Source organism: Aeromonas sp. R7-4, from assembly GCF_040908055.1.
In the GTDB taxonomy this organism is placed as follows: Bacteria; Pseudomonadota; Gammaproteobacteria; order Enterobacterales; family Aeromonadaceae; genus Aeromonas; species Aeromonas sanarellii.
In genome coordinates, this window is record NZ_JBFODA010000057.1 from 48,431 (window position 1) to 69,960 (window position 21,530).

The window sequence follows — 21,530 nt, forward strand, 5'->3', positions numbered from 1 at the left end:
TAACATAGCACCCAGTTGTTTTTCACAGTGGGCCCTCCGGCCGTGACCCCGTGTCACCGGATGGCCGACCATGACATGAGAATCGAGACGGGATGAAGAGTGTGGCACGGGTCAATCGTGTGGTCTTTGGCCTTATCATCGTATCGCTGCTGGCGTTTTCTGCCTATTGCTGGCAATTGCTCAGCCAGCAGCAACGCGCCTTCGATCTGAGTGTGGCCGCAGAGTTGGTACTCAATCGGGTCAATGCCGACACCGTTTATCTGCTGGGGCGCGAGAAGGCCAGCGATGGCAGCGTGCAGCAGCGTCTCAGCCTGCTGTCGAGCAGTCTGGACCGGTTCGTGAGCCAGGTGCGCGACGATCCGGCGTCGGCTGAGGATCCAGGCGCCCAGACCCTGCAACGGGACATCGACGGCTATCTGCTGGATCTCGCCAGGCTCTACACCATGGAAATGACCATAGAATATCTGGCGCCTCGCTTTCAGGGCCAGCTCAAGGCGCTGCAGACGACCCTGCCGGCCGGGGAGGGGCAATACCGCGACCTCACCGAGCTGGTCCGGCTGAGCCACTATCTCAGGCGCAGCTGGGACACAAACGAGCAGAAACACCTGTTGCAACTACAGCAGCACCTGCTGGACACCTATGGCGGGCAGCCCAGGATGGTGGCGGTGGTCCGGCTGAGCCAGGAGCTCAACCAGCAGGTGATGGAGTACCATCGCCTGCGCAACCAGATCGTCGAGATGAAGGGGCTGAGCTCGCTGCCGGCCTGGAAGCAGAGCAAGCTGGAGCTGGCCTCCTCCCTCAAGAGCCGCTTCTATCTGATGGTGCTGGGGGGCGCGCTGCTCTGCTTCTCGCTGGTGGCCGCGACCCTGTGGCGCCGCAACCAGAAGTTGAGCGATCTTTCCCGCCATGCCGGCTTGCTGGCCCAGGCCAAGAGCGACTTCCTGGCCAACATGAGCCACGAGATCCGCACCCCCATGAACGCCATCATCGGCTTCAGCGCCCTGGCGCTGCAGACCAACCTGGATCCGCAGCAGCGGGACTATCTCAACAAGATAAAATCCTCGTCTGACACCCTGCTGCTGCTCATCAACGACATCCTGGATCTCACCAAGGTGGAGTCCGGCAAACTGACCCTGGAGGAGATCGACTTCGATCTCAGCGAACAGCTCGACTCCCTGGCCGCCATGTTCGCGGATCTGGCGGAGCGCAAGCAGATCGAGGTCATCATCAACAAGTCCCCCGCCGTGCCCGACTTCCTGCGCGGGGATCCGCTGCGCCTCGGCCAGGTGCTGGTCAACCTAGTCAACAACGCCATCAAGTTCACCGAGCGGGGGGAGGTGGAGGTGGCCATCACCCTGGTCAACCAGCACCCCATGCGGGTCTGTTTCAGCGTGCGGGACACCGGCATCGGCATCGCACCGGAGAAGGTGGCGCAGCTATTCCAGCCCTTTACCCAGCTGGAGGCGGGCAACACCCGCAAATACGGCGGCTCCGGGCTGGGCCTCAACATCTCCCAGCGGCTGGTGGGACTGATGGGGGGCGAGATCCGGGTGCAGAGCAAGCCCGGTGTGGGGTCCACCTTCCGGTTCGAGATCCCCATGTCCCAGGCGGTCTACGGGGTCTCCGGGCGCCGGGTCTTCTTCGATCACCAGCCCCTCATCCTGATGATGGATGACAACGAGCTGGTGCTGGAGCTGGCCAAGGACATCCTGGGCCGTGCCGGCGCCTCGGTGATCGCGGTCAACAGCCTCTCCCGCGCCCGCCAGGTGCTGCGCGAGGAGGGGCACCATATCCGGCTCGCCATCCTCGACTGGCGCATGGGTCAGGAGGACGGCCTGGATCTTGCGCTCGAGATGTACCAGCACAGCCAGTGGCGGCGCCTGCCCATCCTGATGACCAGCGCCTGGTCCAGGGAGGGGCTGCACGGGCGCATGGAGAGCATGGGGCTGACCCACTTCCTGGCCAAGCCGATGACAGAGAACGCCCTGCTGGCCAAGGTGGACGAGCTGCTCAATGGCAGCTCCCACGACAGCAAGGTCCGCCAGGCCGAGGTGCAGGGGGATCAGCAGCATTTTCGCGATCTGCTGCGCGGCACCCGGGTGCTGCTGGCCGAAGACAACAGGGTCAACCAGCAGCTCATCCTGGAATATCTGCGCCGGGTGGAGGCCAAGGTCACCGTGGTGGACAACGGACGCGAGGCGGTGGAGCAGGTGGCGGAGCAGCCGTTCGACGTCATCCTGATGGACTTGCAGATGCCGGTGCTGGACGGGCTGGACGCGACCCGCCAGATCCGCAAGATGGTGGACAAGCACGACGTGCCCATCATCGCCCTGACCGCCAGCGCCATGCCCGGGGATCGGGAGCGCTGCCTCGGGGTGGGCATGAACGGCTATGTCACCAAGCCGGTCAGCAAGCTGGATCTCTACAACAACCTGTTGCAGTGGGTGAAGAGCAGCGGCGGGGAGTCCAAGGTGCCCCTCGAGGTCAAGCCACCGGCTCTGATGGGGGTGCTGGATCTGGACGATGCCCTGCGCCGGCTGGAGCAGGACAGGGAGGCGCTGCAGCTCCTGTTCAAGTTGTTCCTCTCCGAACACAAGGACGATCTGTGGGACATCCGCTCCGCCCTGCGCCGCCAGCAGCCCGAGGTGGCGTGCCGGCTGTTGCACACCCTGAAGGGGGTGTCGGCCAACATCTCCGCCTCCCGCCTGCAACTGCTGGCCGGGGAGCTGGAGTGGCGGCTGCGGCTGCAGGAGGAGCTGAGCGAGGGGGATCTGAACCAGCTGCAGCAGGTCTTCACCCAGACCCGGGAGGAGGTGTCCCACTTCCTGCTCACCGGGGAGCAGCAGGAGTCGGTCGCCTTCCCGTTCTCCTCCTCCGACAAGCGGATCTGAGAGGCAAAGATAGCAATCGTTCTCAAGTCGCCCGCTTCAGGCTATGATGATCGACCCAATCGCCCCCGCCACGGGGGCGATTGTATTGGGCTTTTTTCACGATCACGCGGCAGCGCGCCGCGACCAAGGACTTCTCTGTGAGCGTATTTCTGCGGCTAGGCTGGTTTTTCAAGGATCAGTGGCGGCGTTATCTGGTGGCCATCTCATTGCTGATGCTGGTGGCCCTGTTGACCGTGATCCCCCCCAAGGTGGTGGGCTGGGTGGTGGATGGCATCGCCAAGGGCGGGCTCGACGGCAGCACCCTGACCGGCTATCTGGCTGGGCTCTTCGGCCTGGGCCTGCTCATCTACCTGCTGCGCTACGTGTGGCGGGTCATGTTGTTTGGCGCCTCCTATCGCCTCGCCTATGTGCTGCGCAACCGGCTGTTCACCCACTTCACCCGCATGAGCCCGGATTTCTACCAGCGCCACCGCACCGGCGATCTGATGGCCCATGCCACCAACGACATCCAGGCGGTGGAGATGACGGCTGGCGAAGGGGTGCTGACCCTGGTGGACTCCTTCATCGTCGGCATCCTGGTGCTCTCCATCATGTGCAGCCAGTACTCCTGGCAGCTGACCCTGCTCTCCCTGCTGCCCCTGCCGGTGATGGCCTTCTTCATGAACCGCTTCGGCACCCAGATCTACAAGGAGTTCAAGGCGGCGCAGGGGGCCTTCTCCCGCCTCAACAACAAGACCCAGGAGGCCCTCTCCGGGGTGCGGGTACTGAAATCCTATGCGGTGGAGTCCCTTGAGGATCAGGGTTTTGCCGAGCTGACCCGTCAGGCGGGGGAGCGCAACATGGCGGTGGCGCGCATCGACGCCAAGTTCGACCCCGTCATCTACCTGTGCATCGGCTGCTCCTATTTCCTGGCGGTGGCGGGCGGCAGTGCCCTGGTGCTGCGTGATGAGCTGACCCTGGGGGAGCTCACCAGCTTCACCATGTACCTGGGCCAGCTCATCTGGCCCATGTTCGCCATCGCCTGGTTGTTCAACATCATCGAGCGGGGCAGCGCCGCCTACTCGCGCATCGAGAGCCTGCTCGGCGAGCGCAGCGACATCGAGGAGCCTTCCTCCCCGCTGCCGTTCACCTCGCCCTTCCCCCTGGTGATGAAGGGGGTGGCATACCGGCTGGAGTCGCGCACCTTGCTGCTGGGAATAGACTTCACCCTGTCAAGGGGCGGCATGCTGGGCATAGTGGGACGCACCGGGGCGGGCAAGAGTTCCCTGCTCAAGCTCCTGATGCGTCTGGCCAACCCGGGGGCCGGACAGATCACCATGGGGGGGCAGGCCATAGAGCAGCTCTCTCTGGAGGCGTTGCGCAGCCAGTTTGCCTATGTGCCGCAGGAGCCCTTCCTGTTCTCCACCACCATAGCCGCCAACATCGCCCTTGGCCGGCCGGACGCCAGCCAGGAGGAGATAGAGCGGGTGGCCCGCATCGCCTGCGTGCACGACGACATCGTCCGCTTCCCCAGAGGCTATGAGACCGAGGTGGGGGAGAAGGGCGTCACCCTCTCCGGCGGCCAGAAGCAGCGGCTCGCCATCGCCCGCGCCCTGTTGCTGGATGCCCCCATCCTGGTGCTGGACGACGCCCTGTCGGCGGTGGATGCCCACACCGAGCAGCAGATCCTGCTGGCGCTCAAGGCCCACAAGCGCACCCTTATCCTGGTCAGCCACCGCATGACGGCGGTGGAGCAGGCGGACGAGATCCTGGTGCTGGAGCAGGGAGAGATCAGCGAGCGAGGCCGTCACGACGCCCTGATGATCCACAACGGCTGGTACGCGGACATGGTCCGCTATCAGCGCCTGGAACAAGACGTGGAGGAGAGCCTGTGAGTTTGATGATGAGACGAGTGGTTCCCCTCATCCCCACTGCTCCTGCGAGGGGGGAGGGGAACAAAGAAGGGAGCAAAGAGAGTCAATCCCATTGGAACGCTGCGCTGGAGGCAAGTCTGTGAATCCCACGATCAAACGCCTGCTGGCCTACTGCGCCCACTATCCCCGCTGGCTGGTGCAGGCGGGCATCTGCCTGCTGCTGGCGACCGGTGCCGAGGTGGCGGGCCCCTTGCTCATCAAGCTCTTCATCGACGACTACCTGGCGCCGCGCCGACTGGAGTGGGGGGTGATCGCCGCCATCGCGGCGGGCTATCTCGGCTTGCAGGTGCTCTCGGCGGCCGGCTTCTATCTGCAATCCCTGCGCTTCAACCGCATCGCCCAGGCGGTGGTGCAGCGCCTGCGCGAGCAGGTGTTCGCCACCGCTATCCGGCTGCCGGCCCGCTACTTCGACAAGCACCGCTCCGGCTCCCTCATCTCCCGCATCACCAACGACACCGAGGCGATCATGAACCTCTACGTCCAGGTGATAGGGCTCCTGGTGCAGAAGGTGGTGCTCCTGTGCGGCATCCTCCTCTCCATGGCGCTGCTGGACTTGCGCCTGATGCTGGTGTGCGCCACCCTGCTGCCGGCGGTGGGGGCCGTGATGTGGCTCTATCAGCGCCTGAGCGTGCCCGTGGTGCGGGCGACCCGCTCCTTGCTCTCCGATATCAACAGCCGCCTCAACGAGTCGCTGCAGGGGATGCCGGTGATCCAGGCCATGGTGCAGGAGCACCACTTCGCCAACGCCTTTGCCGGGGTGAACCAGCAGCACTGGCAGGCGCGGATCAAGAGCCTCAAGATCAACGGCATCCTGCTGCGCCCCCTCATCGATCTCTTCTACATGATGGTGCTCATCGGCCTGCTGGCCCTGTTTGCCCACGAGGGGCTGAGCACGGCAGGGGCCATCCAGGTGGGGGTGCTCTACGCCTTCATCAGCTATCTGGGGCGGATGATCGAGCCCCTCATCGAGATGACCAACCAGCTCAACCAGTTGCAGCAGGCCATGGTGGCGGGGGAGCGGGTCTTCGCCCTGCTCGACGAACCCCGCGAGAGCACTAAGGGCGAGACGCTCCCCCTGGAGGGGCGGGTGCGTTTCGAGGGGGTGAGCTTCTCCTACGACGGGGAGCAGCCCGTGCTGAGGGACGTGAGCTTCGCCACCCGGCCCGGCCAGATGCTGGCGCTGGTGGGTCACACCGGCAGCGGCAAGTCCACCATCATCAGCCTGCTGATGGGTTTCTACCCCCTGGATCAGGGGATGATCCACTTCGATGATCACCCCATGACGGGGCTGTCGCTCGCAGCGGTGCGCCGCAGCATCGGCCTGGTGCAGCAGGATCCCTTCATCTTCGTCGGGACGCTGGCCGAGAACCTGCGTCTCGGGCGTGACGGCATCGCGGAGGAACGGCTCTGGCAGGCCCTGGAGGAGGTGCAGCTCGCCGACTTCGTGCGCCGCCTGCCGGATGGCCTGGCCACCCTGATGGAGGAGGGGGGCAAGAACCTCTCCGCAGGCCAGCGCCAGCTGCTCTCCTTTGCCCGCGCCCTGGTGGGGGATCCGCGCATCCTCATCCTGGACGAGGCGACCGCGAGCGTGGACTCCCAGACCGAGCTGGCGCTCTCCCAGGCGCTGGCGGCGGCGCGCCGTGGCCGCACCACCATCGCCATCGCCCACCGCCTCTCCACCATAGTCGATGCCAACGAGATCCTGCTGCTCTCCCGCGGCCAGGTGAGCGAGCGCGGCACCCACAACGAGCTGATGACCGAGGGAGGCCACTACGCCCAGCTGTTCGAGATGCAGAGCCAGGGGGCCTGGCTCGAAGAGAAGCGGGCCTGAGGCCTTTCATGAAGAAAACAGCCGACATCTGCCGGCTGTTTTGATTGGGGGGGTTACACCGTGGCCTTGCTGCGGGCAACCAGCTTGGGCTCCAGGGGCGGGAAGTCATCGTTGAAGAAGGTGTCCGCTTCTTCAATTTGCGCCTTGCGCTGCTTCTGGATGAAGCTGTCGAAGTCGCGCTTGATCTCGGGATCCTTGAGCGCCTCGTAGTCGAACACGTTGGCGGCATAGAGGTAGTTGAAGTGGATGTCGACAAACTCGGCGCTGGCACAGGCGGAGGTGAACTTGCTGTTCTGGCGGTCGAAGTTGACGCGGTACTGCTTGATCTTCGGCACATAGACCAGCTCGTTGCCCACCTTGAACACTTCCACCGTGACCCCCACAGTGATGGTCTTGTAGAAGTCCTTGTTGTTCTCCACCCCGAAGCGGATGGCATCCCCCTGCTTTTGCAGGAACTTGTTGAAGCTTGCCAGCGCCGTGGTGCCCTGGCTCACCACCACATCCATGATGAAGTTGATGAAGTCGGTGGCGATGCTGAGCCCCTTGATGTGGCGGCTGTAGCTCTGCTGATCGATCTTGCTCGGCCCCATCAGGGGGATCTTGGAGAGGGCCCTGGCCCAGAGATCCGCATCCGTCTTGTACTGCTCGCCATAGGCTTCGGCGTAACGGTTGATGTAGGCGGTGACCACAGAGGTGATGGCGATGAGGTAGGCCTTCTGCTCCGCCAGCCTGGCCATGACGGCGGGATCGTCCAGCAGCTCGTTGGCCACGATGAACTCCACCAGGCCGTCCTTGTCGGCATAGGGATCGCTCCCCACATTCTTGGCAGTGGTGAGCAGGTTGACGTCGTTGAAGAAGGCCTCGGCCTCGGCGAACTGATCATGGTTGCTCAGGCGGTTGGCCGGTGCCTCGCGCACCAGCTGGCAGAGCACCAGCTCGGCCTCGTAGTCCGACTCGCGCCACAGGGGAGCCTGCAACTGGTTGCCGAAGGTCTTCTTGTAGGCGAGGTTGAAGTCAAACAGCACCGAACTGCAGCCGCAATCCATGGCGAAGTCGACGGTGTAGCTCAGCGGCCCGGTGGGCAGGGGCTTGCTCATCCGGCCCTTGACGCCGAGGTTGGCGTAGCACTTGAGGTACTCCCGGCCAAACAGCTCAAAGGCGCGGTTGTTGTTGAAATTGAGCTGGAAGGTGCCGGCGCTCTCGCCCCCGTTGAACAGCTGTTGCACGTTACTCATCTCTCTGTCCTTATGTTGAGATTGGTGTCGTATGGCTCGGTTCCATCCGGCCAGTCACGAGCCTGCAAGAGCCTAGCGAGGGGTCGGGCATTTGGTTACTGTGACTATTGTCAGTGGCGTGGCCAGGTTCTTGAGCTAGCACCCGGGGGGAAGAATTTGTCGTTGCGTTTCATTCGGCTAGGGCTGTCATGCTCCCGTCATCCAGCGCCGGGCGCGATCGAGGGACCGCTAAAAATCAGGACGCAATAGAGCCCATTCACGGCGCTCGGTCGCAGGGGGGCTGTGCCATTGACCGGTCAAATGCCACTGGCCTGCGGCATGAATCAGGCAAATACCTTTGGGGGCTTGCTCACAGGGTGGAGAGTGGGGGCTTGTCTATTGGGGAGGGGGCTGGCAACATTTCGGTCACACTCACTCATCGGATCAGTTTGCAATGGACCTGCAACGCCTCAAAGCCAACCTCGCCCTGCGCCTGTTTGCCTGGCGCTACATTCCCGTCATCGGCTTCTGCGCCCCGGTCATCGAAGAGATGAACGCCAGGGCGCTGCGCATCCGCATTCCGCTGGGCTGGCGCACCCGCAACCACCTTGGCAGCATGTATTTCGGGGCGCTCGCCACCGGCGCCGATCTGGTGGGGGGCCTGCTGGTGATGGAGAAGGGGCGGGCGCGGCGCAAGAAGGTGCACTTCGCCTTCAAGGACGTACAGGGGGAGTTCCTGAAGCGCCCCGAGGGGGATGTGCAGTTTGACTGCGAGGCGGGGGAGCTTATCGACGCCATGATAGACGAGTCCCTGGCGAGCGGTCAGCGCATCAACCGTCCCATCCAGGTAGTGGCCACCTGCCCGTCGCTCAACGGGGATGAGGAGATGGCACGCTTTGTGCTGACCCTGTCGATCAAGGCCAGCTGAATGCTAACGGGCGCGTTGGCGCCCTTATTCAAACAGGGATCAGAGGATCTCGGGGCTGACGCCTTCCTTCACCACCACCTTCATGCCGTTGAAGTTGACCACCTGCTCGGCGACTGTGCTGGGTAGCGCTTGCGGAGGCTGACCTCGGGCTTAGAGGATCTCGGGGCTGACGCCTTCTTTCACCACCACCTTCATGCCGTTGAAGTTGACCACCTGCTCGGCGACTATCTTGCAGCGCTTGCGGGTCTCCACCTGGCCGTCCACCTCCACCAGGCCCTCGGCGACCAGCGCCTTGGCCGCACCGCCGCAATCGGCCCAACCCTGATGCTTGATCAGGTCACACAAGGCAACGAAGGGGTGACCTTCGAGCAGAAACGTCTCCATGGGAAATCCTCTAGCTGGATGAATGGCTGAAAACAGCGGGGGCTCATTTTAGGCAGTTAGGCGGGGCAGGGAAAGGGCCTGGGCCGAATTGCCCCGAAAAAGGAGGCGATGGTCGCGGGGGAGTACAATCAGCCCGGCAGGGACCGGGCTGATTGTGTCTGCTTGCCGCCGGAGCTTAAGGCAGCTTGACCACGGCTTCCCCCGTCACGGCGAGGGCGCCACTTGAGGTGAAGATGCGGGTGGTCAGGGTGGCGATGGGCTTGTCGCTGCGAAGGGCGGTCACCTCCACCTCGGCCGTCACCTCGTCGCCGACGAAGACCGGCTGCTTGAAACTGAGGCTCTGGCCCAGGTAGATGCTCCCCTTGCCCGGCAACTGCTGGCCCAGCAGCCCCGAGAAGAGGCTCGCCAGCAGCATGCCGTGGACGATGGGACGCTCGAACGGCGTGGTGGCGGCGAAGGCCGGATCCAGGTGCAGGGGGTTGAAGTCCTCGGACAGGCCGGCAAAGGCCGAGACCTCGGCCTCCCCGAACCGCTTGGTCAGGCGCGCCTTCTGGCCCACGGCGAGGGCTGGTACATTCATGCTGCGTCCTCCTGCTGGGCGCTGGCAAACACCGGGTTGAGCCGCACCTTGACGTAGCTGCCTGGCGCCGCCTCCAGCCCTTCGGCAGGCACGCGTGCGGGGACGGGCTCGGCCCCCTCGTCACGGCCCTGGATGAAACGGATCATCTCGGGCCACCAGGAGCCGGTGCTGTGGGTCGCGCCCGCCAGCCACGCCTCTGGGCTGCCGGCCTCGATCTCGCTCTGCCAGAAGCCGTATTTGTTGGCCGCCGGCGGGTTGATGATGCCGGCGATGTGGCCCGACTCGGCCAGGAGGAAGCGCCGCTCGCCGCCGAACAGCGCCATGCCCTGCCAGGTGCCCTGCCAGAGGGCGATGTGATCGTCCACGGCCGACACCAGCAGCACCGGGGTCTTCACCTTGGCGAGCTCGATGCGGGTGTTGCGGATCCTGAGCTCCCCCTTCACCAGCTGGTTCTCCAGGTAGAGACGGCGCAGCAGGCTGCTGTGGGTCTTGCCCGCCACATGGGTGCTGTCGCTGTTCCAGTGCAGCAGATCGAAGGCCACCGGGCTCTGGCCCTTGAGGTAGCTGTCGATGTAGTAGTTCCAGTAGAGGCTGTTCTCCCGCAGCAGGCTGAAGGAAACCGCCAGCTGGCGACCGTCCATGATGCCCTTGGCCTCATTCTGGGCCTCGAGCGCCGCTATGATGGGCTCGTGGATGAAGATGCCGAGCTCTCCGGGCTGGGAGAAGTCGAGCAAGGTGGTGAACAGGGTGGCGCTGCGTACCCGCTGTTTCTGGCGGCGGGCCGCCAGCCAGCCCATGGCGAGTGACAATGCAGTGCCGCCGATGCAGTAGCCGATGCCGTGCACCTCCCGCTCGCCGGTGGCCGCCTCCACGGCGTCCAGGGCGGCGATGACCCCGTCCACCACGTAGTCGTCGAGATCGATCTGGGCCTGATCCACGCCCGGATTGCGCCAGGAGATCATGAACACCGTCTGGCCCTGGGCGACCAGCCAGGCCACCAGGGAATTCTGGGGCCGCATGTCCATGATGTAGTACTTGTTGATGAAGGGGGGGACTATCAGCACAGGGGTCTTGCCCACGGTTTCCGTGGTGGGGCTGTACTGGATCAGCTCAAAGAGCTCGGTGCGATGCACCACCCGGCCCGGGGTGGTCGCCAGATCCCGCCCGAGCTCGAAGGCGGACTCGTCGGTCAGGCGGATGTTGAGCTGATCGGCGCTGCGTTCCAGATCCTCGGCCAGCAGGGCCAGCCCGCGCACCAGGTTCTGGCCGTCGGAGTCCAGGGTGAGCCTGAGCAGTTCCGGGTTGGTGGCCAGGAAGTTGCTGGGGGCCATGGCGTTGATGTACTGGCGGGTGAAGAACCGCAGCCGCTCCCGGCTCTTCTCGGGCACGCCGTCAAGGGCATCCACCGAGGCCAGCAGGTGTCTGGCGGTGAGCAGATAGGATTGCTTGAGATAATCGAAGATGGGCTGTTCGCTCCAGGCGTCGGCCTTGAAGCGGCGATCGCTGCGCTCCGGGGTGATCACGGGGTCGCTCTCCTGGCCCGCGCTCTTGAGCAGGGTGTGCTGCATCAGCTTGAGCTGATCCTGCCACCAGTTCATCTGGGCCTGGATCAGCTGCCAGGGTTGCTGGCTGCCCTGCTCCAGCACCTTGCCCAGATCGTCCAGATTGGTCTGCAGCAGGGCCTGGGCTGTGCGCTCGGTCTGGGCCTTGGCCATGGCCAGCAGCTTGTCATTGTAGTGGGCCAGGGCCTCGAACAGCGGGCCGTAAGATGGTTGGCTCATGTGTTCTCCTTCACCCACACCCGAGGCGGGCAGGGGCCCGCGCACTCGTGTCGTGGGGAGATGTGGCTGCCCGGACGGGCAGCCAGGGGTTATCAGGCCTTGCCCGTGCTCTTCTTGATGCCGTCCGCGGTCAGGGCATCCAGCTCTTCCTTGAACTGCAGGCCGAGGGCGTTGAGCTTCTGGATGTCATCCAGCATCTGGCGGGAGAGCTGGCTGGCGGTCTCCAGCTGCACCGTGCCGAGAGCCGCCAGGCTCTGGGCATCCTGCACCTTGCTCACGGCCTGCAACTGGTTGAGGCCCAGTTCGGCGTAGGCGTTGGCGGAGGCCAGCTGCAACCGGGTCAGCTGTTCGATGTTGCTGGCCAGCAGCTGGTTGTAGCGGGTGAGGGGGGCGGCAAAGCCTTGCATCTGCTCGGTAAAGCTCTTGATCACGTCCATATTCATCATGGGTCTCCAGTTCGGCAGAACAGTATTGTTGTGGGCCATGTGGCCCTTCTTGCGGGTACGGCACGTCATCCCTGTCTCCGTGTTGTTTGCTCTGTTCAAACACACGTTTGAGCATTCTGCAACCAAATCGGCTTTGGTGTAAATGACATAAATGTTAATTTCTGTTTGAATTTTTCTGTCAGTCGCCACGGATTCAGACGAGAGGTGACGCAAGGGGGGTGGCGGGACCTCGTTCCGCCGATCATGGGCTGATACCCTTGGACATCTCTCCGATCCTCAAGGAATGCCCGATGAAGCCTCTTGCCCTGCTGCTCGGCAGCACGCTGTTCCTCGCCGGCGCGGCCCAGGCCAGCACCCCGGTCCAGATCTCCCTGCCCGGCGTCAATCTGCCCTCGTCCCACCAGGTGGAAGGGGCGCGCGCCTCCCTCCTCTATGGCCGGACCGGCCAGGTGAAGGGCATCGATCTGCCGGTGTTCGCCCTCTCCGACGTGGATCAGTTCACCGGCCTGCAGCTTGGCATTTTCTTTGGCGCAGGCCGGGTGCGCCACCAGTTCGGCGGTGTGGCCATCAACGCCGTCAACTGGCACCAGGGTCAGGACACCGGGCTCAACCTGGGCTTCGTCAACCTGACCAACAACGTGCGGGGCCTCAACTGGGGGGCGATCAACGTGGCGCAGGGCAACGCCCTGGCCAACGTCGGCTTCGTCAACTATGCCGAGCGCACCACCTTCCAGCTCGGTTTCATCAATGCCACCAGGCACCTCGACGGCCTGCAGATAGGCCTCGCCAACTACGCCGAGAACGGCATCTTCCCCATACTGCCCCTGGTGAACTTCAAGAAATCCTTCTAACCGTGCTGCCGCCCCTTGCTTTAGGAGGGGCAGTCATTACCCTGTGCTTCATCAATAGTGCGTGGAGGTGACAGGGGCATGACAACGGAACACATGGATGCCATCGGCATCGGCTGGGATGTGAGGGGCTGGCAGGGCAATGCCCAGGCGGTGGCCGTGGTGGGCTGGCAGGCTCGCGAGCGGCGCCTGCACTGGCTCGGCATCTCCCCGCTGTTTCGGCTGAGCTCCCGGGTGGCGCCGGATCTGGACGCCTTGCTGCGTCCGGCGCTGCAAGACGAGATGGCGCTGATGCAGGTGCTGGCCTGCCCGCACCTCGCGCTCGGCATCGACGCCCCCCTGGCATTTCCACGGGCCCTCGGCGAGCTGCTGGCGGGGCGGGGGCCCGAGTGTGCCGTGCCCCAGCGGGAGATAGACAACCCTTACGCCTATCGGGACTGCGAACGCTGGCTCCATGAGCAGTACGGCAAGAAGCCGCTCTCGGCCACCTTCGACAGGCTGGGCAACAACGCCACCCTGGCGCTCTCCATGCTGCCGCGCCTCGGGGATCTGCAGCTGGTGCCAAAACAGGTGAGGGAGGCGGATCGCGCCGTGCTGGAAGTCTATCCCGCCCTGGCCAAGGTGGGGGGCAAGGCCTCGGCGGTGCGGCCCGAGTTGCAGCCCCATCTGCCGGCCTCCCTGGTGCCGGGCACCGATCTCTACGATGCCGCCCTCTGCGCCCTGATGGCCCTGCAGTATGCGGCCGGGGGGCGCGTCTCCTCGCTGCCTCCCCTGGTGCCGCCAGCGGCCGACTTGGCCCTGGACGAGGGCTGGATCTACCACTTCGCCCGGGATTGAGGGGCCCAGACAGAGGACAGCATTTCCGCGCTGCCCCTGTTGCCCACTCTCCTGTGAACCTTCGGACTCTGGCCCCGGCATCATCACCTGTTTAAAAATGCATCTCATATGCCATCAAACAAGAGTCTCGATAGACCTGGCAATGCCTGGTGACAATAGCGGTTTGTGTCGGAGCGGCATGGCAGGAGAACGGAAGGGCGGGGGATGGCTACATCCTGGTGGCCAAATCTGCCGCAGATCCCGGCTTCTCAAGCATAAATAGAGGTTGATGGCGGTAATTGCTGGATGCGCCGTCTCCTCATCCGATATATTGCCTGTTTTCCTCATGCTTCTTGTGCGGTGGTTTCGATGAAACGCATTCTCTCTATCCAGTCCCACGTGGTGTTCGGCTGTGCCGGCAACAGCGCCGCCGTGTTTCCCATGCGCCGTCTCGGCATGGAGGTCTGGCCCATCAACACGGTGCAGTTCTCCAACCACACCCAGTACGAGGCGGGCTGGCAGGGGATGGCGATGCCGGCGGGCCATATCGGTGCCCTCTGTCAGGGGCTCGGCAACATAGAGGTGCTGGGGGGCTGCGATGCGGTGCTGAGCGGCTATCTGGGGTCGGCGGAGCAGGGGGACGAGATCCTGGCGGTAGTGGCGGCGGTCAAGGCGGCCAATCCGGCGGCCATCTACTTTTGCGATCCCGTCATGGGGCACCCGGAGAAGGGTTGCATAGTCGCTCCGGGCGTCACCCGCTTCCTGACGGAGAAGGCGCTGCCGGTGGCAGACATCATGGCTCCCAACCTGCTGGAGCTGGAGACCCTGTGCGGCGTTCATCTGGCGACCCTGGCGCAGACCCGGGCCGCGGCTCATCAACTGCTGGAAAGCGGGGTCAAGATGGTGCTGGTCAAGCACCTGGGCCGCGCCGCCAGCGTGGCCGGGCGCTTCGAGATGCTGCTGGCGACCCCAGAGGGGGATTACCTTATCGCCCGCCCGCTCTACGACTTTGCCCGTCAGCCGGTAGGGGTGGGGGATCTCATCAGCGCCCTGATGCTGGCGAACCTGCAAGCGGGATTCGATGCCGTGAGCGCGTTTGAACGCACCAATGCCGCGGTGGATGCGGTGCTGCGCCAGACCTGGGAGGTGAACGCCTACGAGTTGCAGCTGATCCGGGCCCAGGGCGCCTTTGCCGATCCCGTGATCGCCCACAGGGCCGAGCGCCTGGCCTGAAGAGAGTGATCAGCCCGTGACAGGACGGGCTGATCAAGACTCAGCTTGCGGCGCTGATCGGCGTTGCGTCCTGAAAGTGCTCGACGGTGGGGAAGGGGTCGTAGAAGTGGTGCAGCAGGGCCTTCCACTCCTGGTACTGGGCCGAGCCCCGAAACCCCTGGGTATGATCCTCGAGCCGCTGCCACCGGACCAGCAGCAGGTAGCGGTGGGGATCGGTCAATGAGCGCTGCAACTGGTGCCCTTTGTAGCCCGGCATGGCGCTGATGATGCGCTGGGCCTCCTCGAACGCCTGCTCGAAGGCGGGGACCTGGCCGGGAATGATCTGCAGGTGGGCGACTTCCAATATCATGCTGGCTCCTTGCCAATGGGATCTGGTTGAACGGGAAGAGGGAGAGCGCCGCGCCATGCCGGCAAGCCGCGGCCCCATGGACAAGGCCGGCCCGAGGGCTGGCCTGGTTGTATGGGGAGGCCGCCGATCGGCGCCCGCCTCAGAGCTGCTTGTAAAAGAACTGGGTGGCGGCCAGGATGCCGTCCCCATTGCGGGCGAAATTCGGGATCTGGCCGGCCTCCAAGTAGCCGAGCTGACGATAGAGGGTGGAGGCCACGTCGCCGACCCGGGTGTCCAGCACCAGCAGGCTGCGCCCGGCATCCCGGGCTCCCCGCTCCATGGCCTGCATGAGGGCGCGGCCCACTCCCTTGCCACGGGCCTCGCTGTGCACCATCAGTTTTTCCACCTCGGCCCTGTGGCCGCCGTTGGCCTTGGTGCACAGGGAGAGTTGCAGGGCGCCGATCAGGTGATGCTGATCGAACGCCACCCAGAGCCTGCGCACTCCGTCGGCCAACTCCCCTTCGATGCCTTGCCAGTACGCCAGCCCCTGCTCTTCCTGCAGGGGGGGCAGGAAGCCCACGGATGCACCGCTGGCCACGCAATCTTGCAGCAGGGTGATCAGCGCCGGTTTGATGCCTCTGGTGCTATCGACCTCAAGGATCTCCATTGAAACTCCTCATCTTCTCACTTGACCCACTCGGGATCATCTTTCACGGGGGGCGCCGCCCGCTAGGGCGACCGCACGCCTGTCAAACGGTGTTCAGCCTTAGCGGATCAGGCCCTTCTCCGTCAGCCACTGGAACAGCAGGCGGGAGACGGGGGAGATCTGGTCCTGGTGACGGCTGTCGAGCCAGCGCAGCTCGGCGATCTCCGCCGAGGCGGTGGGAGTACCGTCGGCTTCCCCCGTGTAGCAGCGCAGATTCACCAGCACCCCTTGCGGCTTGCCGTCGGCCTGGGCGCTGAATTCGCAGGCCAGGCGCAGAGTCTCGGGGTGGAGCCTGACCGCCAGCTCTTCCTCGATCTCGCGCACCAGGGCGGCCTCGTCGCTCTCGCCCGGCTCGCGCTTGCCGCCGGGAATGTAGTAGAGGGCCTTGCCGTGGGAGCGGGCGCACAGCAGTTGCCCCTCCTTGAAGGTCAGCCAGGCCAGTTTGTCGATCATGGTTATATTCCAGTGGCTAATTAATAGAGACTATTAACATACTTTTCTGTAGGCTCTGGCAGCAGATCCTGTGGGTGGTCGCCACCAAATGTCGCCCATTTGCTTTTTCCTTTAAACGACGAGTTGGCGATACTTTTTTTGCTCAAGGTATCGTATATAACCAATTGGATTTCAATTACATCTGGCTTGCCGGACCATTCGGTTGCCCGCTCTTCCCAATGTAAAATGACGGGTTTTACGTAATATCTGAACTGGGTTGGTTGAATATTGTTCAGGCAAGGTTCGCCATGGCAACTGGTGGTAATTTCAACTCTGTTAGCTTTCTTGGAAAATGCTGCATAGATTGCCTGGGCAGTCATTTGCCCCGAATTTTGATATTGCGTCGTTTCGTATGAGCCATCTTGGGGCTGCGAAATAAGCACCCCCTGGCTGGGATCGAGCTTACTGTTCATTGTTTGCACATTTGATTGCTGATATGTAGAGCTGCAGCCAACGGCAAGTAATGATAAGAGGACAGTAATATAGTTTTTCAAGATACATTCCCTTGTTTAATTGAAGTGCTTGGTTATTTAAATGGTTAAGTGAATTTGATATCTAATTTAACGGGGACGCTTGTTGGTTCAGCTCACATAACTCTCTGTAAGATCGATATTCACGTTGCTTCAAATTCAGTGTTGTCGCTAATTCTTGCAATGCATTCCTATATTCTTCCAAGCGTTCCTCATTATCTGTCATGATGGCCAGCTCGGCGAAGTCGCCAAGGCCGGCCAGACTGTCCAGGGTGACGTGGAAGGGACCCAGGAAGTAGATGCTGCGCCGCTTGTCGATGGTCAGCACCGGCCGGTAGCCCAGGGTGCACACCATGCTGGCCGCCTTGTCCGCATCGGTGATGTTGACCGCCTCGCAGCGATCCGGCCCCGGCCCCTTGACGATCCAGAGCCGGATGCCGGCACCGTGCATGGTGCGGATCACCAGGCTCTTGCCCTCCCGGGCCAGGGCGCCGTCAGCCGTGTCGAAGTAGCAGTCCTGCTCGTGGTCTGCCTCCACCATCACCTCGGGGCCGAGGGCCGCGAGGGCACGCAGGAAGGCCGCGCGATCCGCCAGGCGGTATTTGAACTCCACCTCGAAGCGACCCTGGAAATGAGTGGTGATGGCCATCTGCGGACCCCCGAACGGCAACTGAATGGGGCAGACTAGCAAAAGCACCGGCCTCGCCCAAGTACCGGGATCACAGCTTGACGCTGACTGCTCTCTTTATGACCACCTGGAGGGAAGAAATCCGCCCTGGAGCACAGCTTGCCCCGGGGCGGCTGGGCGCCGCCTCGGGGCTGTGCTCTAATAAGCTCCCTCTTTGGCGGTACTTTCCGCCCCTGAACAACACAACGAGGCGGCGGCCCGGGCCGCGCCAGTGGAGCCACAGATGCAGATCACCGAATTGAGCAACTTCATCGGATTGGGGGTGGCGGGCAACTTCGCCGGTCACCTGGAGCAGGCCGGGGAGGCGGCGGACTTCGTCGCCGTCAAGGTTGACGACAAGATCGCCCCCAAGGCGCTGTTCCCCTTCTATGTGCCGAACCATCCCGGCCAGCTCGGGGTCTTCCCGTTGAGCGGCGACGCCATCTTCCTGCCCGAGGCGGCGGTGAGCGGGGACGAGAAGGTGCAGATTGAGCCGGAAGTGGCGCTCTGGTGCGAGCTGGAGTACGCAGGGGAGCAGGTGGTCGCCATCCATCCCAAGGCGTTTGGCGCCTACAACGACTGCTCCATCCGCCGCCCCAACGCCAAGAAGATCAGCGAGAAGAAGAACTGGGGCGAGGAGAGCAAGGGGCTGGCCGCGAACCTGCTGCCCCTGACCCACTTCGGCGCGGGATGCGATCTCGATGACTACCGCATCGCCTGCTATCTGGAGCGGGACGGCGAGCTGCACCCCTATGGCATCGACAGCGCGGCGGTGGATTACAGCTACTTCCATCAGCAGTTGCTCGACTGGGCCATCGACAAGTTCAACCATCAGCAGGACGAGGGGCCGGCCGAGCATATCCAGGGGTTGCTGGCCCAGGCGGGACGCCCGGCCCATGCCCTCATCAGCATTGGCGCCACCCGCTACACCCCTTTCGGCGAGACCCACTTCCTCGCCCCTGGCGACACCGCCTGCGTGGTGGTCTACCCGGCCAGCCGCTACGGCGAGAGCGACATTCGCGAAGCCATCCGCGCCCGCACCTTTGGCCCGGATGTCTCGGCCCTGCTGCAGGCGGTCAAGACCCGCTGAGCCCCATGCCTTCCCAACCAGGGGAAGGCATCTTCTTTCTCTTTATGCCTGCGTACATCACATGCTGGCGTCATTCATGACCCGCCTGAGGGTGAGTGGCAGATCAGGAGGTGTGCCATGGTGGTGATCAGAGAGTGCAAGGAGCAGGATCTGGCGGGCTTGCTCAGCCTCTATGCCGAGCTCAGACCCCGGGATCCCGTGATGAGGCCCTCCATGGCGAGGGAGGCGCTCACGAGCCTGCTGGCCAGACCCGAGGTGCGGATCATCGTGGCGGAGGTGGGCGGTGAGCTCGCCGCCACCTGCCAGCTCGGGGTGATCCCGACCCTGACCAACGGCGGCAGGCCCTTTGGCATCATAGAGCACGTGGTCACGGCCTCTGCGTTCCGGCGCCAGGGGTTGAGCCAGAGGGTGCTTGAACAGGCGCTCTCCCTGGCCTGGGCGCTGGATTGCTACAAGGTGATGCTGCTCTCGGGGGAGGGGCGCGATGAAGCCCACCGTCTCTATGAAAAGCTGGGCTTCAAGGCCGGTATCGAGAGAGGGTTTGTCACCAAGCAGGCCGAGGCCATGGCTGCCGGGTCGGTCCCGGGCGATAAGCCCATTGAGTGAACACCGGATGAGACGGAAAGAGACTCCGACAAGGGATGCTCAGATCCAGTAAAAAAACCGCCCGGAGGCGGTTTTTTTCATGATGGCGTCGGCGCACTGGCTTACTCCTCGCTGGAGTTGTCCTGATAGTCGCCGCGCTGGGCCTTGGGCAGGCGGCGCAGGGGGGCGAAACCTATGTCCTCGCCCACCACTTCCCGCTTGCGGGACTTGTTTTGCGCAGACTGGGCCGGTTTCTTGGCGCCATCCCCCCTGGCCTGGCCGGCGGTTTTGTCCTTGCCACCCTTGGCGTTGGCATGGCCACGGGCGCGGGGCGGGTTTTGGACCGGCTTGCTGCCCGGCAGGGTCTGACGGCTCGGCTTGCCGCTCGGCTCGTACCCTTCCAGGATCTCCACCTGCAGGGATTGGCCGATCAGTGCCTCGATCTCCTTGAGCTGACCCAGCTCGTCCTGGCTCACCAGGGAGATGGCCTCGCCGCCACGCCCGGCGCGGCCGGTGCGACCGATGCGGTGGATGTAATCCTCCGCCATCTGGGGCAGTTCGAAGTTGATCACGTGGGGCAGCTGATCGATGTCCAGACCCCGTGCGGCGATGTCGGTGGCGACCAGCACCCGCACCTTGCCCTCACGGAAATCCGCCAGCGCCCGATTGCGAGCCCCCTGGCTCTTGTCACCGTGAATGGCGACCGTATCCAGACCGTCTTTCTGCATCTGCTGGGCGAGCCTGTCGGCGATCTGCTTGGTGCGCACGAACACCAGCACCCGCTGCCAGTTGCCACGGCCGATCATGTGGGAGAGCATCTCTCGGCGGCGTTCCCGATCGACCTGGATGATGCGCTGGGTCACCTGCTCGGCGGCGGTGTTGCTGGGATCCACCTCGATGAGGGTGGGATCCTTGAGCAGATCGTCCGCCAGGGCCTTGATGTCATCCGAGAAGGTGGCGGAGAAGAGCAGGGTCTGGCGCTCGTCAGGCAGCGCCTTCATGATGCGGCGGATGTCGGTGATGAAGCCCATGTCGAGCATTCTGTCCGCTTCATCCAGCACCAGCACTTCCAGGGCGCTCAGGGTGAGCGCTCCCTGGGTCAGCAGATCCAGCAGGCGGCCCGGGGTGGCCACCAGGATGTCGACCCCGAGCTTGATGGCGTCCAGGTTCGGCTTGATGCTGACGCCGCCGTAGGCGATCAGGGTGCGAAACGGCAGGTGGTGGGCGTATTTGATGATGCTCTCGCCCACCTGGGCGGCCAGCTCCCGGGTCGGGGTCAGCACCAGGGCACGTACCTGACGGCGACCGCCCCGGCCATGGTTGGCCAGCAGCCGATGGAGCATGGGCAGGGTGAAACCGGCCGTCTTGCCCGTGCCTGTCTGGGCGCCGCCCAGCACGTCCTGCCCGGCCAGGATGGCGGGAATGGCTTGCTGCTGGATGGGGGTGGGTTGTTCGTAACCCAGCTCCTTGACGGCCCGCAGGATGTGCGGTGACAGACCCAGTTCATTGAATGACATGTTCGAGGGACACTCCGAGCCTTGGGCTCAACGGGTGACGGCAGCCTTGGTCCGTCACGACATGGAAAATAGGGTGGGTCGCCATCGAGGCAGGGCCTGAGCCCGGCGGGGCGACCGCACGAGAGACAGTGGGCGCGTAATATAGCAGACGCGAGGCGATCACGCAGCAGCCGTGTCGCGAATGGGCGTAGCCCCACGGTGACGGCCGCCGCCATCCTGGCAGACAGAAGGAGGGGCGCCGCGAAGGGGACCCCGGGCTCGCGTCGTCGCAAGCCTTGTCAGAGCAGCGCCTCGATGGCCTGGGTCAGCGCCTCCGGCCTGGTCTGGGGGGCGAATCTGTCCACCACCCGGCCTTCCCGGTCGATGAGGAACTTGGTGAAGTTCCACTTGATGGCCTCGCTCCCGAGGAGCCCCGGCTTTTGCTGCTTGAGCCAGCGATAGAAGGGGTGGGCCTGGGCGCCGTTGACCTCGCATTTCGCCATCAAGGGGAAGCTGACCGGATAGTCGAGGGAGCAGAAGCGGGCGATCTCCTCGGCATCTCCCGGCTCCTGGTGGCCGAACTGATCGCAGGGGAAGCCCAGGATCTCGAGTCCCCGGGGGCCGAACCTGCGATAGAGGGCCTCGAGCCCGGTGTACTGGGGGGTGAATCCGCAGCGGCTGGCCACGTTGACTACCAGCAGGACCCGCCCCTGCAGATCCGCGGTGGAGCAGGGCGTGTCGTCGAGTCGTTGCAAGGGAATAAGGGGCAGGGGCATGGCACTCTCCTGGAAAGATGATGGGCAAGGCGCCCCAGAGGGCGATCTCTGCACG

Annotated in this window: 21 protein-coding genes and 1 pseudogene; 9 read left to right on the forward strand and 13 right to left on the reverse strand. The window is 63.8% G+C overall.

Annotation, left to right across the window (positions count from 1 at the left end):
- Nucleotides 1–92 precede the first annotated feature (92 nt).
- From AB5Y72_RS15175 to AB5Y72_RS15185, 3 genes are all read left to right on the forward strand, one after another.
- Nucleotides 93–2,891, forward strand: a complete 2,799-nt coding sequence (locus AB5Y72_RS15175; RefSeq protein WP_368199158.1) for a response regulator — start codon at nt 93–95, stop codon at nt 2,889–2,891.
- 137 nt (nt 2,892–3,028) lie between these two features.
- On the forward strand, nt 3,029–4,765 hold the full coding sequence (locus AB5Y72_RS15180) for an ABC transporter transmembrane domain-containing protein (RefSeq protein WP_042076949.1): 1,737 nt from the start codon (nt 3,029–3,031) through the stop codon (nt 4,763–4,765).
- A gap of 118 nt (nt 4,766–4,883) precedes the next feature.
- Nucleotides 4,884–6,635: an ABC transporter transmembrane domain-containing protein gene (locus AB5Y72_RS15185; protein WP_216990351.1), complete on the forward strand. Its 1,752-nt coding sequence runs from the start codon at nt 4,884–4,886 to the stop codon at nt 6,633–6,635.
- Nucleotides 6,636–6,688: 53 nt separating this feature from the next.
- Here AB5Y72_RS15185 and AB5Y72_RS15190 read toward each other — a convergent pair whose 3' ends face one another.
- Nucleotides 6,689–7,870 carry a hypothetical protein gene (locus AB5Y72_RS15190; RefSeq protein ID WP_325782611.1) on the reverse strand — a complete coding sequence of 394 codons (1,182 nt, stop codon included), beginning with the start codon at nt 7,868–7,870 and terminating at the stop codon, nt 6,689–6,691.
- Between the two features lie 433 nt (nt 7,871–8,303).
- Here AB5Y72_RS15190 and AB5Y72_RS15195 point away from each other — a divergent pair, with 433 nt between their 5' ends.
- Nucleotides 8,304–8,777 (forward strand): DUF4442 domain-containing protein, encoded by a 474-nt coding sequence (locus AB5Y72_RS15195; protein ID WP_325782612.1) that lies wholly within the window; start codon nt 8,304–8,306, stop codon nt 8,775–8,777.
- A 39-nt stretch (nt 8,778–8,816) separates the two neighbouring features.
- Here AB5Y72_RS15195 and AB5Y72_RS15200 read toward each other — a convergent pair.
- From AB5Y72_RS15200 to AB5Y72_RS15220, 5 genes and pseudogenes are all read right to left on the reverse strand, one after another.
- Nucleotides 8,817–8,891: pseudogene (locus AB5Y72_RS15200) on the reverse strand (ribosome-associated protein); the annotation flags it as partial.
- A gap of 36 nt (nt 8,892–8,927) precedes the next feature.
- Nucleotides 8,928–9,161 (reverse strand): ribosome-associated protein YbcJ, encoded by a 234-nt coding sequence (ybcJ, locus tag AB5Y72_RS15205; protein ID WP_010674882.1) that lies wholly within the window; start codon nt 9,159–9,161, stop codon nt 8,928–8,930.
- Between the two features lie 175 nt (nt 9,162–9,336).
- Nucleotides 9,337–9,741 (reverse strand): MaoC family dehydratase, encoded by a 405-nt coding sequence (locus AB5Y72_RS15210; RefSeq protein WP_209792525.1) that lies wholly within the window; start codon nt 9,739–9,741, stop codon nt 9,337–9,339.
- Nucleotides 9,738–11,522 carry a class I poly(R)-hydroxyalkanoic acid synthase gene (locus tag AB5Y72_RS15215; RefSeq protein ID WP_325782613.1) on the reverse strand — a complete coding sequence of 595 codons (1,785 nt, stop codon included), beginning with the start codon at nt 11,520–11,522 and terminating at the stop codon, nt 9,738–9,740. The genes AB5Y72_RS15210 and AB5Y72_RS15215 overlap by 4 nt, the downstream gene beginning before the upstream one ends.
- Before the next feature lie 92 nt (nt 11,523–11,614).
- On the reverse strand, nt 11,615–11,965 hold the full coding sequence (locus tag AB5Y72_RS15220) for a phasin family protein (protein ID WP_042076941.1): 351 nt from the start codon (nt 11,963–11,965) through the stop codon (nt 11,615–11,617).
- 293 nt (nt 11,966–12,258) lie between these two features.
- Here AB5Y72_RS15220 and AB5Y72_RS15225 point away from each other — a divergent pair, with 293 nt between their 5' ends.
- From AB5Y72_RS15225 to pdxY, 3 genes are all read left to right on the forward strand, one after another.
- Nucleotides 12,259–12,819 carry a phaC PHA synthase gene (locus tag AB5Y72_RS15225; RefSeq protein WP_325782614.1) on the forward strand — a complete coding sequence of 187 codons (561 nt, stop codon included), beginning with the start codon at nt 12,259–12,261 and terminating at the stop codon, nt 12,817–12,819.
- A 78-nt stretch (nt 12,820–12,897) separates the two neighbouring features.
- Nucleotides 12,898–13,653 carry a DUF429 domain-containing protein gene (locus AB5Y72_RS15230; RefSeq protein ID WP_368199160.1) on the forward strand — a complete coding sequence of 252 codons (756 nt, stop codon included), beginning with the start codon at nt 12,898–12,900 and terminating at the stop codon, nt 13,651–13,653.
- A gap of 348 nt (nt 13,654–14,001) precedes the next feature.
- Nucleotides 14,002–14,865, forward strand: a complete 864-nt coding sequence (pdxY, locus tag AB5Y72_RS15235) for a pyridoxal kinase PdxY (RefSeq protein ID WP_325782617.1) — start codon at nt 14,002–14,004, stop codon at nt 14,863–14,865.
- Between the two features lie 40 nt (nt 14,866–14,905).
- Here the strand turns inward: pdxY and AB5Y72_RS15240 are convergent, their stop codons facing one another.
- The 5 genes from AB5Y72_RS15240 to cyaB all read right to left on the reverse strand — a co-directional run bounded on the left by AB5Y72_RS15240 (nt 14,906) and on the right by cyaB (nt 17,510).
- On the reverse strand, nt 14,906–15,214 hold the full coding sequence (locus AB5Y72_RS15240) for an antibiotic biosynthesis monooxygenase (RefSeq protein WP_368199162.1): 309 nt from the start codon (nt 15,212–15,214) through the stop codon (nt 14,906–14,908).
- Between the two features lie 139 nt (nt 15,215–15,353).
- On the reverse strand, nt 15,354–15,860 hold the full coding sequence (locus AB5Y72_RS15245) for an N-acetyltransferase family protein (protein ID WP_368199164.1): 507 nt from the start codon (nt 15,858–15,860) through the stop codon (nt 15,354–15,356).
- A 99-nt stretch (nt 15,861–15,959) separates the two neighbouring features.
- Entirely contained in the window at nt 15,960–16,352 is a 393-nt protein-coding gene (locus AB5Y72_RS15250; protein ID WP_368199165.1) for an NUDIX domain-containing protein, read from the reverse strand.
- Nucleotides 16,353–16,372: 20 nt separating this feature from the next.
- Complete coding sequence (locus AB5Y72_RS15255) at nt 16,373–16,885, reverse strand: DUF4823 domain-containing protein (RefSeq protein ID WP_368199167.1); 513 nt, start codon at nt 16,883–16,885, stop codon at nt 16,373–16,375.
- A gap of 61 nt (nt 16,886–16,946) precedes the next feature.
- Entirely contained in the window at nt 16,947–17,510 is a 564-nt protein-coding gene (gene cyaB, locus AB5Y72_RS15260; RefSeq protein ID WP_368199169.1) for a class IV adenylate cyclase, read from the reverse strand.
- A gap of 262 nt (nt 17,511–17,772) precedes the next feature.
- Between cyaB and AB5Y72_RS15265 the strand changes: the two genes are divergently transcribed.
- Nucleotides 17,773–18,618 (forward strand): DUF5718 family protein, encoded by an 846-nt coding sequence (locus AB5Y72_RS15265; protein ID WP_368199170.1) that lies wholly within the window; start codon nt 17,773–17,775, stop codon nt 18,616–18,618.
- 117 nt (nt 18,619–18,735) lie between these two features.
- The gene (locus AB5Y72_RS15270) at nt 18,736–19,224 is read left to right on the forward strand and encodes a GNAT family N-acetyltransferase (protein WP_368199171.1); all 489 of its coding nucleotides are present in this window, start codon (nt 18,736–18,738) and stop codon (nt 19,222–19,224) included.
- Nucleotides 19,225–19,325: 101 nt separating this feature from the next.
- Here AB5Y72_RS15270 and AB5Y72_RS15275 read toward each other — a convergent pair whose 3' ends face one another.
- Both AB5Y72_RS15275 and AB5Y72_RS15280 read right to left on the reverse strand, forming a co-directional pair.
- Complete coding sequence (locus AB5Y72_RS15275; RefSeq protein WP_368199173.1) at nt 19,326–20,720, reverse strand: DEAD/DEAH box helicase; 1,395 nt, start codon at nt 20,718–20,720, stop codon at nt 19,326–19,328.
- Between the two features lie 278 nt (nt 20,721–20,998).
- Nucleotides 20,999–21,475: a glutathione peroxidase gene (locus AB5Y72_RS15280; RefSeq protein ID WP_368199175.1), complete on the reverse strand. Its 477-nt coding sequence runs from the start codon at nt 21,473–21,475 to the stop codon at nt 20,999–21,001.
- Nucleotides 21,476–21,530 lie beyond the last annotated feature (55 nt).

Coding starts and splice junctions, on each gene's coding strand:
- AB5Y72_RS15220 (WP_042076941.1), bottom strand. CDS start 11,965: ATGAATATGGACGTGATCAAGAGCTTTACCGAGCAGATGCAAGGCTTT.
- ybcJ (WP_010674882.1), bottom strand. CDS start 9,161: ATGGAGACGTTTCTGCTCGAAGGTCACCCCTTCGTTGCCTTGTGTGAC.
- AB5Y72_RS15275 (WP_368199173.1), bottom strand. CDS start 20,720: ATGTCATTCAATGAACTGGGTCTGTCACCGCACATCCTGCGGGCCGTC.
- AB5Y72_RS15195 (WP_325782612.1), top strand. CDS start 8,304: ATGGACCTGCAACGCCTCAAAGCCAACCTCGCCCTGCGCCTGTTTGCC.
- AB5Y72_RS15175 (WP_368199158.1), top strand. CDS start 93: ATGAAGAGTGTGGCACGGGTCAATCGTGTGGTCTTTGGCCTTATCATC.
- AB5Y72_RS15230 (WP_368199160.1), top strand. CDS start 12,898: ATGACAACGGAACACATGGATGCCATCGGCATCGGCTGGGATGTGAGG.
- AB5Y72_RS15245 (WP_368199164.1), bottom strand. CDS start 15,860: ATGGAGATCCTTGAGGTCGATAGCACCAGAGGCATCAAACCGGCGCTG.
- AB5Y72_RS15215 (WP_325782613.1), bottom strand. CDS start 11,522: ATGAGCCAACCATCTTACGGCCCGCTGTTCGAGGCCCTGGCCCACTAC.
- AB5Y72_RS15225 (WP_325782614.1), top strand. CDS start 12,259: ATGAAGCCTCTTGCCCTGCTGCTCGGCAGCACGCTGTTCCTCGCCGGC.
- AB5Y72_RS15250 (WP_368199165.1), bottom strand. CDS start 16,352: ATGATCGACAAACTGGCCTGGCTGACCTTCAAGGAGGGGCAACTGCTG.
- AB5Y72_RS15280 (WP_368199175.1), bottom strand. CDS start 21,475: ATGCCCCTGCCCCTTATTCCCTTGCAACGACTCGACGACACGCCCTGC.
- AB5Y72_RS15270 (WP_368199171.1), top strand. CDS start 18,736: ATGGTGGTGATCAGAGAGTGCAAGGAGCAGGATCTGGCGGGCTTGCTC.
- cyaB (WP_368199169.1), bottom strand. CDS start 17,510: ATGGCCATCACCACTCATTTCCAGGGTCGCTTCGAGGTGGAGTTCAAA.
- pdxY (WP_325782617.1), top strand. CDS start 14,002: ATGAAACGCATTCTCTCTATCCAGTCCCACGTGGTGTTCGGCTGTGCC.
- AB5Y72_RS15240 (WP_368199162.1), bottom strand. CDS start 15,214: ATGATATTGGAAGTCGCCCACCTGCAGATCATTCCCGGCCAGGTCCCC.
- AB5Y72_RS15210 (WP_209792525.1), bottom strand. CDS start 9,741: ATGAATGTACCAGCCCTCGCCGTGGGCCAGAAGGCGCGCCTGACCAAG.
- AB5Y72_RS15265 (WP_368199170.1), top strand. CDS start 17,773: ATGCAGATCACCGAATTGAGCAACTTCATCGGATTGGGGGTGGCGGGC.
- AB5Y72_RS15190 (WP_325782611.1), bottom strand. CDS start 7,870: ATGAGTAACGTGCAACAGCTGTTCAACGGGGGCGAGAGCGCCGGCACC.